At 37.1% G+C, this 15,826-nt stretch carries 15 protein-coding genes; 5 read left to right on the top strand and 10 right to left on the bottom strand.

The features are described from left to right. Positions 1–50 precede the first annotated feature (50 nt). Genes rodA through ACNFU2_RS14890 form a run of 5 tightly spaced genes read right to left on the bottom strand, consistent with a single transcriptional unit; the run spans position 51 to position 5,709 of the window. On the bottom strand, positions 51–1,280 hold the full coding sequence (gene rodA, locus ACNFU2_RS14910) for a rod shape-determining protein RodA (protein WP_172282061.1): 1,230 nt from the start codon (positions 1,278–1,280) through the stop codon (positions 51–53). Beyond that, the gene (locus ACNFU2_RS14905) at positions 1,277–3,307 is read right to left on the bottom strand and encodes a peptidoglycan D,D-transpeptidase FtsI family protein (RefSeq protein ID WP_273650375.1); all 2,031 of its coding nucleotides are present in this window, start codon (positions 3,305–3,307) and stop codon (positions 1,277–1,279) included. The genes rodA and ACNFU2_RS14905 overlap by 4 nt, the downstream gene beginning before the upstream one ends. After that, positions 3,304–3,810, bottom strand: coding sequence for a rod shape-determining protein MreD (locus ACNFU2_RS14900; protein WP_172282059.1), 507 nt, complete (start codon positions 3,808–3,810; stop codon positions 3,304–3,306). Before ACNFU2_RS14900 ends, ACNFU2_RS14905 begins: the two co-directional genes overlap by 4 nt. Beyond that, positions 3,803–4,657, bottom strand: coding sequence for a rod shape-determining protein MreC (mreC, locus tag ACNFU2_RS14895; RefSeq protein WP_273650374.1), 855 nt, complete (start codon positions 4,655–4,657; stop codon positions 3,803–3,805). Before mreC ends, ACNFU2_RS14900 begins: the two co-directional genes overlap by 8 nt. Positions 4,658–4,683: 26 nt before the next feature. Further along, the gene (locus tag ACNFU2_RS14890) at positions 4,684–5,709 is read right to left on the bottom strand and encodes a rod shape-determining protein (protein WP_034680746.1); all 1,026 of its coding nucleotides are present in this window, start codon (positions 5,707–5,709) and stop codon (positions 4,684–4,686) included. Between the two features lie 240 nt (positions 5,710–5,949). On the opposite strand from ACNFU2_RS14890, the gene hemA reads away from it, so the two are divergent. From hemA to hemE, 4 genes are read left to right on the top strand one after another with little or no spacing between them, the layout of a single operon-like run. Next, positions 5,950–7,224, top strand: coding sequence for a glutamyl-tRNA reductase (hemA, locus tag ACNFU2_RS14885; RefSeq protein ID WP_273650373.1), 1,275 nt, complete (start codon positions 5,950–5,952; stop codon positions 7,222–7,224). Then, positions 7,211–8,119: a hydroxymethylbilane synthase gene (gene hemC, locus ACNFU2_RS14880; RefSeq protein ID WP_273650372.1), complete on the top strand. Its 909-nt coding sequence runs from the start codon at positions 7,211–7,213 to the stop codon at positions 8,117–8,119. The genes hemA and hemC overlap by 14 nt, the downstream gene beginning before the upstream one ends. A gap of 35 nt (positions 8,120–8,154) precedes the next feature. Then, positions 8,155–8,838: a uroporphyrinogen-III synthase gene (locus ACNFU2_RS14875; protein ID WP_172282054.1), complete on the top strand. Its 684-nt coding sequence runs from the start codon at positions 8,155–8,157 to the stop codon at positions 8,836–8,838. Between the two features lie 41 nt (positions 8,839–8,879). Then, entirely contained in the window at positions 8,880–9,905 is a 1,026-nt protein-coding gene (gene hemE / locus ACNFU2_RS14870; RefSeq protein ID WP_273650371.1) for a uroporphyrinogen decarboxylase, read from the top strand. Positions 9,906–10,002: 97 nt separating this feature from the next. Here the strand turns inward: hemE and ACNFU2_RS14865 are convergent, their stop codons facing one another. Then, on the bottom strand, positions 10,003–10,821 hold the full coding sequence (locus tag ACNFU2_RS14865) for a T9SS type A sorting domain-containing protein (RefSeq protein ID WP_273650370.1): 819 nt from the start codon (positions 10,819–10,821) through the stop codon (positions 10,003–10,005). Between the two features lie 163 nt (positions 10,822–10,984). Between ACNFU2_RS14865 and ACNFU2_RS14860 the strand changes: the two genes are divergently transcribed. Further along, the gene (locus tag ACNFU2_RS14860; RefSeq protein WP_306613336.1) at positions 10,985–11,110 is read left to right on the top strand and encodes a GNAT family acetyltransferase; all 126 of its coding nucleotides are present in this window, start codon (positions 10,985–10,987) and stop codon (positions 11,108–11,110) included. A 53-nt stretch (positions 11,111–11,163) separates the two neighbouring features. Here the strand turns inward: ACNFU2_RS14860 and ACNFU2_RS14855 are convergent, their stop codons facing one another. The 4 genes from ACNFU2_RS14855 to ACNFU2_RS14840 form a co-directional block, all read right to left on the bottom strand. After that, positions 11,164–12,384, bottom strand: a complete 1,221-nt coding sequence (locus ACNFU2_RS14855; RefSeq protein ID WP_273650368.1) for an aminotransferase class V-fold PLP-dependent enzyme — start codon at positions 12,382–12,384, stop codon at positions 11,164–11,166. 162 nt (positions 12,385–12,546) lie between these two features. Beyond that, entirely contained in the window at positions 12,547–13,188 is a 642-nt protein-coding gene (locus ACNFU2_RS14850; RefSeq protein WP_172282044.1) for a 50S ribosomal protein L25/general stress protein Ctc, read from the bottom strand. Positions 13,189–13,244: 56 nt separating this feature from the next. Continuing rightward, positions 13,245–14,183, bottom strand: coding sequence for a ribose-phosphate pyrophosphokinase (locus tag ACNFU2_RS14845; RefSeq protein WP_172282042.1), 939 nt, complete (start codon positions 14,181–14,183; stop codon positions 13,245–13,247). An 84-nt stretch (positions 14,184–14,267) separates the two neighbouring features. After that, positions 14,268–15,818, bottom strand: a complete 1,551-nt coding sequence (locus ACNFU2_RS14840; RefSeq protein ID WP_418122167.1) for a G-D-S-L family lipolytic protein — start codon at positions 15,816–15,818, stop codon at positions 14,268–14,270. Positions 15,819–15,826: the final 8 nt, after the last annotated feature.

The raw sequence follows: 15,826 nt of genomic DNA, 5'->3' as shown, positions 1-15,826 counted from the left end.
AACGATGAGTTTTTAGAAAGCCTTTTGTAGCTAACCAATAACGACCGCTTCTATACCAGACTGTTTTTATCCGAATAGTTGAGCTTAAAAAAGATGAAGGTCATAGTAGAGAAGGCCAGCAAAGAACTTCCTCCATAACTAAAATAAGGTAACGGGATCCCAACGGTTGGAAAAAGTCCCATAACCATCCCTAAATTGATCGAAAAGTGCATTAACAGGATGGAAGCAAAACAGTAGCCAAAAACCCTGTTAAAAATAGACTTTTGCTTCTCTGCAAGGTAATAGATCCTTCCAATATACAATAAGTAGCACAAAACAAGTCCCGCACTTCCTACAAATCCCCATTCTTCACCAACGGTACAGAAAATATAATCCGTACTCTGTTCAGGTACAAATTTGCCCTGGGTTACTGATCCCTCACGATATCCTTTTCCTAAAAGTCCGCCAGAGCCAATTGCTGTTTTTGAATAAAGAAGGTTATATCCTGAAGTATCCCTGAATGCCTTTTCTCCTTTATAAAGAACCTCTATCCTCTCCCTTTGGTGTTTAGGTAATTTCTCTAAAATATAAGGTGTTGCAAATGCCAATCCGCACAACAGAATAATAGAGCCTGCAATACTTGAAATGGATATAACATTCCAGGACATTTTATAATAGTTCATTGCAATTAAAATTCCTGCAATGACCAGAATAGCAATCACTACATAAATAGGATTCACCGCAAGAGAAACGAGAAAAACAGCAGCAAAAAGAAATCCTATCCCGAATAATAATCCACTTAATCCTTCTCTATACAATGCAATGAAAAATGCTACAAAAACAAGCAGTGAGCCAACATCCGGAATTGCCAGTACAACAACTGCAGGAATTCCCACGATCGCCAGAGAGGTCAATAAAGATTTTCTATTACTTAAATTAAAATCGGGACCCGAGACATAATTAGCCAGCATCAATGCTGTTCCCAGTTTTGCAAACTCTACCGGCTGCAAACTTAAAGGTCCGAATTTGTACCAGTTCTTTTGCCCAAGAACTTCTTTTCCAAAGGGAAACAATCCGATCAGTAATAAGACTCCAATAATATAGATAATCCCTGCCATATTCTCAAAGAACTTGGTACGGGTGAAAAAGATAATGAGCCCTACAAAAACAGATATTCCAAACCAAACTGCTTGTCTGGTCCCACTTGCCGGTTCCACACTGTAGATGTTTGCTATCGCAAAAATGCAAAGCAGGAAATATAGACCAAGGCCTAATTTATCTAATCCTTCTGTCCATTTCATTGCTTTTTATCTTTTTTAGTTTGAGTTTCTGCGTCTATCTGTTTCTGTAATTTTTCTTTCTGTTTCTTTATAAAATCCAGACTGTCCTGTATTTTTTTAAGTTTTACAGAATCCTGCTTCGGATCTTTGTATAAACCTTTACGTTTTAAATCGACAATCCACTGTCTTTTATATTCAGGCATAAAGCTGGCAGATGTCATCTTTTTGTAAAGATTTTCTCTTTTCAGATCTCCTGTAATATATTTCTCCGCGATCACCGTACTTGCTGGTCCTGCCCATGTAGCACCGAATCCTGCATGCTCCATTACAGCAACCACTACAATTTTTGGCTTATCCGCCGGTGCAATCAAAACAAATATGGAATTATCTTTACCCTGAGGAACCTGAGCAGTCCCTGTCTTGGCCAGCTGAGTAAAATCATTTGATTTCAATCCTCTTGCCGTACCTCTTAATACCACTGCTTCCATTCCTTTAAGAACAGGCTCAAAGTGTTTAGGATCAACCAGAGTTTTATGCTTTTTCTTAAATCTCGGATCCGGATTAGGCTTTCCGTCAATTGATTTTACAATATGCGGAGTATAATACCATCCCCTATTGGCAATAGCTGCCACGTAATTGGCAAGCTGCAAAGGAGTAACCATTACGTCCCCCTGTCCCATTCCGTTGAAAACAGCACCTGTAGCCAAAGGATCCCAGTTTTTACTGTCTTTTTTAGAACCACTTGCTTTAAGGATGGATGCCATTCTTTTTTCATAAAATGCTCCGGAAGGAATTCTTCCTCTTGCACCAACGGCAAAATCATTGTTTAAAAATTCTCCAACCCCAAAGCTGCTCATAATAGCTTTCCACTCGTCAACACCTTTAGATGGATTTCCCGGATATTTATTAACAATCGCTAAAAATGCATAAGAAAAATAACAGTTACTTGAAACCTGTATGGAAGGAATTAAAGGTTCCGCTCCACCGTGCCCCTTGATTCGTAATCCTCTGTAATTGAATCCGCCCCCACAAGGGAAAATCGTGTTTTCATCCATTACTCCCATTTGCATAGCAGATAATGCCGTAAGTAGTTTAAAAGTGGAACCAGGAGGATACCCTGCCTGCAGAGACCTGTCAAATGTTGGCTTATTTTCGTAGATCGTATCTTTAGATAAAGCGTATAAATTTTTGGATTTCATAGGCCCTGTGAAAAGATTAGGATCAATATCCGGACCTGTCGCCGACACTAAAACCTCCCCGTTATTAGGATCTAAGGCAACGATGGCACCATGTTTATTCACCATCATTTCCTCCGCCATTCTCTGAAGATCATAATCAATGGTCAGAGTAATATCTTTTCCTGTAATTACATCCTTATCTAATGCTCCGTTTTTGTATGAACCAATGTTTCGAAGTCTGATATCCTTCTGGATGTATTTCATCCCCTTTACTCCACGAAGTTCTTTTTCGTATGATTTTTCAACTCCTGTTTTTCCAATGAAATCTCCCGGCAGGTAATAAAGAGAATCCTTTTTTATATCCCTTTCATTAACCTCACTTGTATACCCTAATAGATTTCCGGAAGTGGAGACCTCATATTGACGCTGAGGTCTGGAAACGATACTGAATGCAGGATATTTAAAGATGATTTCCTGAACCCTCGCAATATCTTCTCTGCTCAGATCTTTGATAAAAGTCATCGGAGTGAGCTTAGAATAATATTTTTCTTTCTTGATTGTATTGATTTTATTAATGAAGTCGGATTTGCTTATCTTCATTAAATTACAAAATCCCAAAGTATCAAAATCAGGTTTCATTAAAGCCTGAGTGAAAGAGATCTCATAAGCCGGCTGGTTACCTACCATGATTTTTCCATTCCGGTCAAAAATAACACCCCTTTGCGGGATCACATATTCTATTTTGATAGATGTATTAGCCGCGTTTAGCGCATACCTGTCCGTAAACAACTGTAAATATGCAAGCCTTGCCACAAAAATAAGGGCAATAACAGCAACAACGGCAAAGATTTTTAAATAACGTGTGTTCAAACTTTTTGTTTGATTTTAAAGATTAATGCGTAAACAACTATAAATATAAAGGAAATTACACTTGTTACCAACACATTAAACAATATTTCAAAAAATCTGCTGAACTTAAAGAACTCAATATACTGTACTAAAAGCTGGTGCAGGAAAATACTTGAAAATAGAAAAAGTAAGAACTGCCCCCATTGCAGAGATTGAAAAGAAAAGAAGTCGGTGGACGTATCAGTGGACGTCCTGAAGATCAATGTTCTGAAATACGCAATAAGTGTTGTAGCCAGTGCATTAATTCCCCATGAATATAAGAAGGCATCAATAGAAAGTCCTATTAAAAAACTCAATGCCAAAAATTGAAATTTATTTCTGAAAAAAGGATAAAACATGACAAATACAGGATATAGCACGGGAGTATACTTCCCGAACAAAGTGATCCTGTTCAATACAAAAATCTGTAATGCAACAAGAAAGATCATGATTAATATATCCGTAAAAAGTGTTCTGCTAATCATTTTCCTTTTTTATTACTGCCTGTAATGTATCCTGGATTTTTTGAACCTCAGCTTTCTTCAGGCTTTTTACCACATACACTTTATTCAGGGAACCCATTTTCTCACTGAGTTCTACTGAAATATCCCAGAAACCGGTTTTGTTATCTACTGAGTATCCTGCCACAGTTCCAATCATTACCCCTTTGGGAAAAATCGCTGATTTTCCATCAGTAACAATCGTATCTCCAATCTTCAGGGCTACATATTTCGGAATATCTGCCAAATGCATTACCCTAGAATTATCCCCGTTCCATGTTAAGGTTCCAAAATACCCAGATTTCTTTAACGAAGCATTGATCCTGATACGGTTAACACTTAAAACCGACTGAACCAAAGCATAACTATCTGTTGAATTTATAACGATCCCTGCAATTCCCTTCGGAGCCATAACTCCCATCTGAGGAAATACCCCATCTCTGCGGCCACGGTTAATTGTAAAATAATTATTTCTCCTGTTAATACTGTTGAAAACAATTTCGCCATCCACAAAGGTGTAGATCTGGCCACCTCCTAAAGTATCGTGAACTTTTCTGAAGACCGGCTTTTTAGCACCATCCTTTCCATACAGCTCAATCATTAAAGCTTTATTCTGAGCAACAAGATCTTCATTGATTTGCTTAAGCCTCAAATAAGAAACCCCTTCATCAATATAACCGGAAACCCAGGAATTTAACGCTGCGGACTGACCAGCAATCCAGGATTTTTGCATGGCATTTTTAGAAAATATAAGGACCAGAGCAATAATTTGCAAGAAAATAAAGAAGACAAAAAGAGCGTTCTTCGAAAATAATCTCAGCAAAAATCCCATTCAGATAGTGTTCGTAAAAGTTAAAATTATTTAATTAAGAAATTGAATTTATCCATATTCTTAAGTGCAATCCCGGTTCCGCGAACAACCGCTCTTAACGGATCTTCAGCTACAAAAACAGGAAGACCTGTTTTCTTATGTAATCTGTCTGCAAGACCTCTCAACAATGCACCTCCTCCTGCAAGATAAATACCTGTTTTATAAATATCAGCTGCCAGTTCAGGTGGTGTTAAAGAAAGAGTTTCCATTACGGCATCTTCAATTCTGATGATCGACTTATCCAATGCGCGGGCAATCTCTTTATACCCAACCATGATTTCTTTTGGTTTACCTGTGATAAGGTCTCTACCTTGTACCGGAATATCTTCAATATCCACATCCAGATCTTCAACAGCAGATCCTACTTCAATTTTCACTCTCTCGGCTGTTCTTTCGCCAATATAAAGGTTGTGATGTGTTCTCAGAAAATAAGCGATATCATTCGTGAATACATCCCCTGCAATTTTCACAGACTTGTCACAAACAATACCTCCTAAAGCAACTACTGCAATTTCAGTTGTCCCTCCACCTATATCAATGATCATATTACCTTCCGGTTTTTGAACATCAATTCCTACTCCTATTGCAGCTGCCATTGGTTCATAAATCAGTCTTACCTCCTTAGCATTTACTTTCTGTGCAGAGTCTCTTACCGCTCTTTTTTCCACTTCCGTAATTCCGGAAGGGATACAGATTACAATTCTTAAAGCAGGCTGAATGAATTTACCTTTGATACCAGGAATTTTTTTAATAAACTCCTTGATCATATGTTCAGAAGCATGAAAATCCGCAATAACCCCATCTTTCAAAGGACGAATTGTTTTGATGTCTTCATGGGTTTTCCCCTGCATATGTTTAGCCTGTTCACCAACAGCTATCGGCCTTCCAGTAGATCGCTCAATTGCAACAATTGAGGGCTGGTCTATAACAATTTTATTATTATGGATGATAAGTGTGTTAGCGGTTCCCAAGTCTATCGCAATTTCTTGCGTAAACATATCGAATAAACTCATATTTTTCTTCTGATTTAAGTTTACAAAGATATAAATTAAACACTACCAATAAAATTTGGCAAGCATATAATTTGGTTAAAATTTTATTAAAATTTGAAATAATTCTTTAACGGTCAATTTAATTTCTTATAATATCAATCCAAACTCAGAACAGTAACGGATTTATAGTTTTTCACGATAATTATCATACACAATTTCAGAAAGTGTTTAATTAAAAAAAGCGTAAATTTGCCCTCGGATATGTTACAAAACACTCATACAAATCAAACTTCAAATTTCGCCGTTCTTTCCATAAGCTACGAAAAGGCAGATGGAGAAACACGAGGGAAATTTGCGTTTTTTGATGAAAACATAAAAAATTTCGTTACCCGTATTCACGATGAAAATTTAGGGGATGCCTTTGTGGTTTCTACCTGCAACAGGACCGAAATATATACCACTACTTCCAACTATCTTTTGGTTGCTGAAGAATACTGTAAAACGATCGGGGTTAACATTACTGATTTCTTGCAGTTTGCCAATATCCTTACCAAGGAGGAGGCTTTAACTCATTTGTTCAGGGTTGCCGCAGGTCTTGAAAGCCAGATCATCGGGGATTTTGAGATTATCGGGCAGATCAAAAAAGCATACAGCCGTTTTAAAAAAGAAAGAAAGAACTCTAATCCTTATTTGGAAAGAGCGATCAACTCGGCGATCCAGATTTCAAAAAGAATTAAAAATGAAACCGGGATATCCAATGGGGCCGCTTCAGTTTCTTATGCCGCTGTTCATTACATTCTGAATAATCAAAAAAGGATTACCGAGAAAAATATTCTGCTTTTAGGAGTGGGTGAAATCGGACAAAATACGGTTGAGAATCTTGTAAAGCACGTTTATCAGCCTAAAATAAAAATCACCAACAGAACCCAGGAGAAAGCTGAAAAGATTTCTCAGAAATATACCATTCCTCACGTTGATTATTCAGACTTCGATAAAGAACTGAAAAATACAGACATTCTGATTGTGGCAACAGGGGCAAAACATCCTATTGTAAACGCTTCACATTTTCCAAACGGAAAAGAAACTTTGGTCATTGATCTTTCCATTCCCCACAATGTTGAAAAAAATGTTACGGATAATAAAAATGTAACCTTGATCGATGTGGATGAATTATCAAAACAAATTCAGGAAACAATCCAGCAGAGAGAAAAAGAAATTCCAAAAGCAGAACAGATCATCAAGGAAATGTCTAAAGACTTCATAGAGTGGGAGAAAAAAAGAAAACTCGCTCCCAACATTCATCATTTCAAAGCGGTCCTGAAAAATATGGAGCGTAATGAAATGCATCAGTTCTACAGAAAAAATAAATACATCAATGTAGACGATATGGCACTTTCTGAAAAGATGATTCAGAAAATTACCAGCCGTTTTGCAAAATACATCATAGATAACCCTTTAAAAGCCGAAGAAATTAGTAAATTAATGCACGAAATATTAGTTGAACAACCAAACAACGAATTCAATGAAAAGCATTAGAATAGGAACAAGAAATTCAGCACTTGCTCTTTGGCAGGCGAGAGAGGTCGCAAGGTATCTGCAAAATAATAATTACACGACTGAGATCATGCCCATCCTTTCTTCGGGTGATAAAAATCTTAATCAACCTCTTTACGCTTTAGGGATTACAGGCGTTTTTACCAGAGATCTGGATACCGCATTATTAAATGATGAAATAGATATTGCTGTACACTCTCTGAAAGATGTCCCTACAAAACTTCCCCAACATACAGAACTTATCGCATATCTGGAAAGAGATTATCCGCAGGATGTTTTAATAAGAAAAGAATCAGCAAAAAATAAAGAGTTTCATGAACTTAAGTTAGCAACAAGCAGCTTGAGAAGAAGAGCGTTTTGGTTGAAATATTATCCGGAAGCAACTTTCTCCGATATTCGTGGAAATATACAGACACGCCTTCAAAAATTGGAAGAACAGGATTTTGATGCCACTATATTATCTTTAGCGGGCATCAAAAGAATGAAAATGGACATTGATTACGAGATGCTTCCTTTAATGATCCCAGCGCCTTCTCAGGGAGTTATCGCAGTTGCCGGACATTCGGATAAAAAAGAAATCAATGAAATAGTACGTCAGATTAATCATAAACCCACACAAATCTGCGTTGAGATTGAAAGAAATTTCCTTAGTACCCTTGAAGGAGGATGTACTGCACCCATCGGAGCCTTTGCTGAAATATTTGATGACCAGATCCGCTTTAAAGCAGCACTTTGCTCACTGGACGGAAAAAACTGCATCGCAACGGACGAAAATTTCACATATAATGAGAGTGAAAATTTCGGAGAAAAATATGCAAAAATAGTACTCGAAAACGGAGGCAAGGAATTAATGGCCGAAATAAAGAGCCAGATATAAATTCAGGCTTTTGCCGGCAATCAATTTTATCTCAAATGAAAATCTTATTTACCAAAAATATAGACCCCTCTGTTTTATCCAAAGAATTAGGAGATGACATTGGGGTTGATTGTATTGAGGTAATTAAAACAACTCCGATTCGTGTTAAACCATTCGATTTAAAAAATTACTCACTTATTTTCACAAGTGCCAACGGAGTGACTTCTTTTTTCGAAAATCAGTTCAGACCCAATGAGGATTTTACGACAAAAAATTACAACAAGATTTATTGCGTCGGGGAAAAAACAAAAAGAATTCTCCGAAAATATGGGTTTGGCACCTTTAAGGTTCTGAAAAATGCAGAAGCACTTTCGGAATTTATCATTGGGCATTGTCCACATGAACAATTCCTGCATTTTTGTGGAAACCTGGCCATTGATGTTCTGGACAATGAACTGCCATTACAAAATATCAAGTACAGAAAGATAACGGTTTATAATACCGAAGAGATCAATCCGTTAATATCTGAAAAATATTATGGCATAGTCTTTTTCAGTCCAAGTGGAGTTCGTAGTTTTGCAAAGCGAAATTCATTAGATCATACGAAGCTGTTTTCTATTGGAGAAACAACCTCCAATGAAATAAAAAAGTATACCCGGGAAAAAATTTTCACTTCAGAAGGTAATACTTTGGTTTCCATTTTAGAAATGATCAGAAGAGAAAGTAAGAACAACCTGTAGCAAATTTGCGCTATCAATTTTACTGCAGATTTAAATAAATTATGATTAAGAACGACCTATATTTAAAAGCCCTTCGCGGAGAGACCGTAGAAAGACCTCCTGTGTGGATGATGAGACAGGCCGGAAGATACCTGCCGGAATTCATTGCATTAAGAGATAAATATGATTTCTTTACAAGATGTCAAACTCCTGAACTGGCTTCTGAAATTACCGTACAGCCGATCCGTAGATATCCGCTGGATGCTGCTATTTTGTTTTCTGACATTTTAGTAGTGCCACAAGCAATGGGAATCGACTTTAAAATGAAGGAATCAGTAGGCCCATGGCTAGACACTCCCATCAGAACAATGGAGCAGGTTCAGAATGTTGTTGTTCCGGATGTGAATGACACTTTAGGATACGTTTTTGATGCCATAGAATTAACCTTATTAAAATTAGATAACGAAATCCCGTTGATTGGTTTTGCAGGATCTCCATGGACTATCCTTTGCTATTGTGTGGAAGGAAAAGGAAGTAAAGCTTTTGATATTGCCAAATCATTCTGTTTTCAGCAACCGGAAGCAGCCCATCTGCTTCTTCAAAAAATTACAAATACTACCATCGCCTATTTAAAGAGAAAAGTAGAAAAAGGAGTATCTGCAGTGCAAATTTTCGATTCCTGGGGAGGAATGCTCTCTCCAGATGATTATCAGGAATTTTCATGGAAATACATCAATCAGATCGTGGAAGCTTTAAGCCCATTGACCCACGTGGTTGTATTTGGAAAAGGATGCTGGTTTGCCCTGGAAGAAATGACAATGTCCAAGGCCTCAGCTCTTGGAGTAGATTGGACAATAAAACCTGAGTTTGCAAGAACTTTAACCAATCATACAATGACCCTTCAAGGGAACTTTGATCCGGCCCGATTGCATTCAACCCCTGAAACCATAAAAAAGATGGTAAACGAGATGATTCATCGATTTGGAAAGGATCGCTATATTGCTAATTTAGGTCACGGAATTCTGCCAAACATTCCACTGGAGAACGCAGAAGCCTTTATCAGAGCTGTTGTAGACTGGAAGCCTTAATAGTTTCACAACCAAATATAAAATAAATCCCTTTCAATAATTATCGAAAGGGATTTGTTATTACAAAAAGCCCCTGCTTAGGAGGCTATTTCAGAGATTATTCTTTTATAATTTTTTTACTGATAATTTCCTTTTTATTATCTATCAGAATCAGATAGCTGCCTTTCGGCAAATCAGAAAGATTATATCCGTCTGCCAATCCTGTAAAGCTCTTAACTTGTCGGCCTGCTAAATCCAGCACGGTGATTTTAGAGTCAAATCTTAAGTTTCCAGACTGAATATGTACAAAATCTTTCACAGGATTAGGGTATACCTGCATCTTATCTGAAAATGAAACCTCAGAAGTACCTAATGCTCCGGAAGTAATGGCAACATCATCTACGACAACACCGTAAGAATAATCCCCTGCATCGTCATATACAAATCTCATTTGAAAATTAGCATTGGCATAAGGCGTAAGATCAATATCCGTAGCTTGCTCATAGGTTGTAACAACATATAAAAATGTATTAAAATCAAGATCCCACTGACCAGCATCCCCCGAAAAAGTAAATACCTGTACCCATGATGTTCCGTTAAAAACCTCGACTTTTAACGTTGAATCATCATCATAAATCATGTTAGCATACTTAAATGAGAGTTTAGGGTTCTGAACCGCCGATAGGTTAATAACAGGAGATACAAGCCTGGCATTGGAGTTTATGCTTGAGGGTCCTGCATTATCATCATCAAAAAAAGCTGCACCTGAGGGAAATGTAGCGAAGCCATTTTCAGATCCTACGTCCCAATTAAAAGAAGTATCGGGATTATTTGTCGTCCATCCGGATGGTAAAACATTTCCATCAAAATTTTCAGAGAACACTTGGGCATTGTATATTCCACACACCAAAATAAAAGAAAATAAATATTTTTTCATAACGCATCTTATTTATTATATTAAATTTAATAATTAATATCATTATAATTGTAAAATTTAATACAATAATTATTTTTTATGAAAATTAAACACAAAAAAACATAAGAGTTTTACTTGAATTTATGATTATATTTAACTTCTAACACTTTAAAAATCAAATAACATGAAAAAATTAAACAAAGAAACAATGAAGGCTATATATGCCGGCGGCGAAATATGCCTGGAATGCGCCTACGGATATTACCAGGTTATTATACAAGGAAGATGTTACTGCGTTCCTTGGGAATAATAAACCTATAAAAAAAGCAGTTTTACAACTGCTTTTTTATTTTTTTATTTCGATTAACTTAACATTCTCTTGGCCTTTTTTACTCCCTCTACAAGAAGATCAATTTCCTGAAAAGTATTATACACGGCAAAACTTGCTCTTACAGTTCCTGCAATATTAAAGAAATCCATTATAGGTTGCGTGCAGTGATGCCCTGTCCTTACAGCTACACCCATCTTATCCAGAATCATTCCTACATCGGAAGATATTCCTACTCCTTCTAAATTAAAGGAAACAACGCCCGTTCTTCTGGCCTTTTCTCCATAGACTTTAAGACCTTCAATCTCTAAAAGCTGTCTTTGAGCATATTCCAACAAAGCATTCTCATGTCTCTGAAGATTTTCGTGTCCTACTTTTTCAATAAAATCTACTGCCGCTCCTAATGCTATATTACCTCCGACATTTGGCGTTCCTGCTTCATACTTAAATGGCAACCCGGCATAGGTCGTTCCATCGAATGAGCATGTGGCAATCATTTCCCCTCCTCCATGAAACGGTGGCAAAGAATCTAAAATATGTTCTTTCCCATACAGGATTCCGGTTCCCATTGGAGCGTACATTTTATGCCCTGAAAATACAAAGAAATCACAATCCATTGCCTGCACATCAATTCTGAAATGAGGAGCAGACTGCGCACCATCAATAACGATATAAGCATCGGAATTCCTCCTGGTCCTTGAGATAATCTCTTCAATAGGATTTACAACCCCCAATGCATTTGAAACCTGGTTTACGGCAACAACTTTAGTTTTCTCGCTTAGATACTGATCCAAATAATCAAGCTGTAAAATACCATTGTCATCAATCGGAATCACACGAAGCTTTGCACCTGTTCTTTCACATAGCAACTGCCATGGAACAATATTAGAATGATGTTCTAAATATGAAATAATGATCTCATCATCTTTTTTCAGCTTTCCGGTAAGAATATAAGCGATGAGGTTTAACCCTTCCGTTGTTCCCTTTGTAAAGATCACCTCAAAATCATGCTTTGCATTAATAAATTTCTGGATCTTTCTTCGCGAAAGCTCCATTTCTTCAGTAGCAAGCTGACTTAAAGTATGAATCCCTCTGTGTACATTTGCATTAATTTCTGTATAGTATTGGTTCCAAACCTCTAAAACGGAGTTTGGTTTTTGTGATGTCGCTGCATTATCCAGATAAACCAGAGGCTTACCGTTGACCTCCTGATCTAATATAGGAAACTGACTTCTTATTTCTTGAATGTCAAACATTTATTATAAATTTTACAATTATTATGTTCTTATTTAGAACACTTCAAATTTACATCTTTTTTTTTGAAAGGCTAAAGAAAGAATAGCATTATAGATGCAATCTAAAATAAAAAACCTGCCAAAAAATTGACAGGTTTTTATATCATTGTTATTAAGCAATTCTTATTCAGCTGCAGTTTCCTCAGCTGCTGGAGCAGCTCCTTCAGCTACAACCTCTTCTTCATCCTCATCATCTTGTGCTGCTGCACCTCCCTTCATTGCATTTCTAGACATCTTAACAGCTACAACAACTGCATTGTCAGGGTGCATGAAAGAATATCCTTCAGTTTTGATAGCACCAACATATAGTTTGTTACCAATCTTAAGTGAAGTAATATCAATAACGATCTCATCCGGCAAGTTTGCAGGGATCGCTTTTACTTTTAGCTTTCTGAATGACTGACGTAGAACACCCCCAGCAACAACACCTTTAGAACGACCAGTAACTCTTACCGGAACTTCCATAATAACCGGCTTATCAGCAGATAATTGATAGAAGTCAGCATGAAGAATTTTGTCTGTAATTGGGTGGAACTGAATATCCTGAAGAACTGCTGGAATTGTTTGTCCGTCAACTTCAATAGATACCGTGTGTGCTTCAGGAGTATATACTAAACCTTTGAAAGATTTCTCTTCTGCAGAGAAGTTCAATGGTTCTGTCCCTCCATAAACAACACAAGGAACTAATTCAGCATCACGTAAAGCTTTTGTAGACTTTTTGCCCACGCTTTCTCTTTTTGTACCTTGAATTGTAATAGATTTCATTTATAAAAATTTAAAATTTTGTTTTAAAATACAATTTGCAAACTTCAGTAAATCAATTAGATAACAAATTTACTACTGATTGACTGGTGCTCATGAACCATCTTCATAACATCTGCAAATAATGGGGCGCAAGATAGCACTTTTATTTTAGATGACAAATTATTTTTAACAGGAATTGAGTCAGTTACAATAACTTCCAGCAATTTAGAGTTCTCAATATTCTCATAAGCCTTTCCTGAAAGCACTCCATGAGTAGCCATTGCTCTAACTGTTTTTGCTCCTTTCTCTATTAAGATATCAGCAGCTTTGCAAAGCGTTCCTGCTGTATCAATCATGTCATCAATAAGAATAACGTTTTTACCATCTACATCCCCGATAAGGAACATTTCCTCTACAACATTAGCTTTCTTTCTCTCTTTGTAAGCAATTACTACTTCAGCACCCAGGTGTCCGGCATAGTTTTTAGCTCTTTTTGCCCCACCCATATCCGGTGAAGCGATGGTAAGATTATCCAGATTCAGGTCTCTGATATAATCTACAAAAATAGTTGACGCATACAAGTGATCCACAGGAATTTCAAAGAATCCCTGAATCTGATCCGCATGCAGATCCATGGTCATAATTCTGGTCGCTCCCGCAGCAGTTAAAAGATTAGCAGCCAACTTAGCACCTATAGGAGCTCTTGGCTTATCTTTTCTATCCTGTCTTGCAAGTCCGAAATAAGGAAGTACAACAGTAATACTTTTCGCAGAAGCCCTTTTTGCAGCGTCAATCATTAGAAGAAGCTCTAATAGATTATCCGCGGGAGGGAATGTAGATCCAATCAGGAAAACCCTACCTCCTCTTACTGATTCGTCTAAAACAGGTTCGAATTCCCCGTCACTAAACTCCTGGAAGTTTATTTTTCCTAATCCCTGCCCATAATGCTGAGCAATTTTTTCTGCCAAGTCCTTACTTGTCCTTGTACTAAATAGATAACTTAACTGATCGGCCATTTTTACTTTTTAAGATTTTGCAAATTTAAAAAAAAACCACAAGAATTAGTCTTGTGGTTTCTAAGTTTTTGTTTCCTTTATATTTTAAGGGAATCTTACTCCTGAATAATTATTCGCATTTACCTGTGGTAAAGAAGAATTATACTTTGCATTAATTGATTTAATAAATTCATTCGCAACAATAGCATAACCTCTTCCTGTCAGGTGAACTCCATCAAGAGAAAAAGCTCCACCCGTTACAAACTTCGCAGTATATCTTACCCCGTCAAATGAAATTCCGGATTGGCTATTAAGTTCAACCATCTTTTTGTTGGCATCTACAAAAGCGTATCCTTTAGCATCTGCTGCTGCTTTAATCGTTACGTTATAAGCATCAATGGTTGTGTTTACATCAGTAACTTCTGTTGCCGTCAATACATATTTATCAGCAAACGGATAAGCAATTCCTTTTGCACCAAGGCTAGCGGGAACCCCTGGAGGCAATGTTTGAAGTGTTCCAATCTCAGCTTTAGAAGTTAAAGGAACCAAATCTCCTGCTTTCGCCTGTCTTGCTTGTCCATAAGTAGCTCCTAAATATGTTGCTAAAGCAATCAGGGTTGGATTTCCGGATGCTAAAGCAGCACCTGTAATCTGAGCACCTAGATTAGGAAGGCTTTCGTCTACTATAAGCAATGGATTAGCTTCGGTTTTAGACAAAGGCCTTATTCTTCCAGCACCTCCTACTGCAGCCAAAATCTGACTCAATGGCCCGTATAAGTTTGTATTTAAATTATCTATTGTTGCATTTCCTACAGTAACATTACCTCCACCTAGAACAGAAGCTGTTAAAGGGTTATAAGGAACAGTTGTTAAGGAAGGAATAGAAGTAACGCTAGGAATATTTGCGATAACACCTTTAGCATTTGTAGAGGCAATCTCATTAATTAATGCATTATAATATTGTGTAAATTGTGCCGGTGGTGTAAGGGTTTCAACCGTAGCATCTCCACCTGCAAGAGCATATAACAACGCATCATTATTTCCTATCCATAATGAAAAGAAAGTAGGCTTCTGTGCTTTAAAATCAGCAATTACAGATGTTGTAGGACTTGATGCAAATCTTACAAAATACGGATTAGCTGTTTTAGTAGCAATTCCTTGAATGTTACCATATCCAGGAGCCAGCAAATGAGCCACTTTTGCTCCCGGAACTCCCATGTTATTGAAAGGACCCGTCAAAATGGTATTTACAAGTGCTGTTGCTGTATTATTATTCGCATTTTTAATATCAGGAGAACCATTTACAAAACCACTAATGAATAATTTTGTATTGGCAATCTGAACAGGACCGGCTAAGGTATTTAACAGCAATCCACCATTATTATCCGGCATTAACGGTTGTTTGAAATCTCCTCCTCCGACAAGTTTCATTTGCTGAGCTATCATAGAAGGATAAGATTCATTTTGTCCATCTGAATAAAGAGCTCCATCTCTATAGCCTGATGTTAATGAATTACCCAATGCTACATATTTAGAAAAGTCTGCATTCCCTTTCGATACCTGGATATCTTTAACATCCGTATCAAAATCATTTTCGCAGCTCGTTGTAAATAAAAGCGCAGAGACAGCGATTGTAGAAATTATAATTTTTTTCATAGTCTTTC

Source organism: Chryseobacterium sp. PTM-20240506 (assembly GCF_048296755.1).
GTDB lineage: Bacteria > Bacteroidota > Bacteroidia > Flavobacteriales > Weeksellaceae > Chryseobacterium > Chryseobacterium proteolyticum.
Note: the sequence above shows the minus strand (reverse complement) of the source record. Positions and strands in the feature narration are given on the sequence as shown.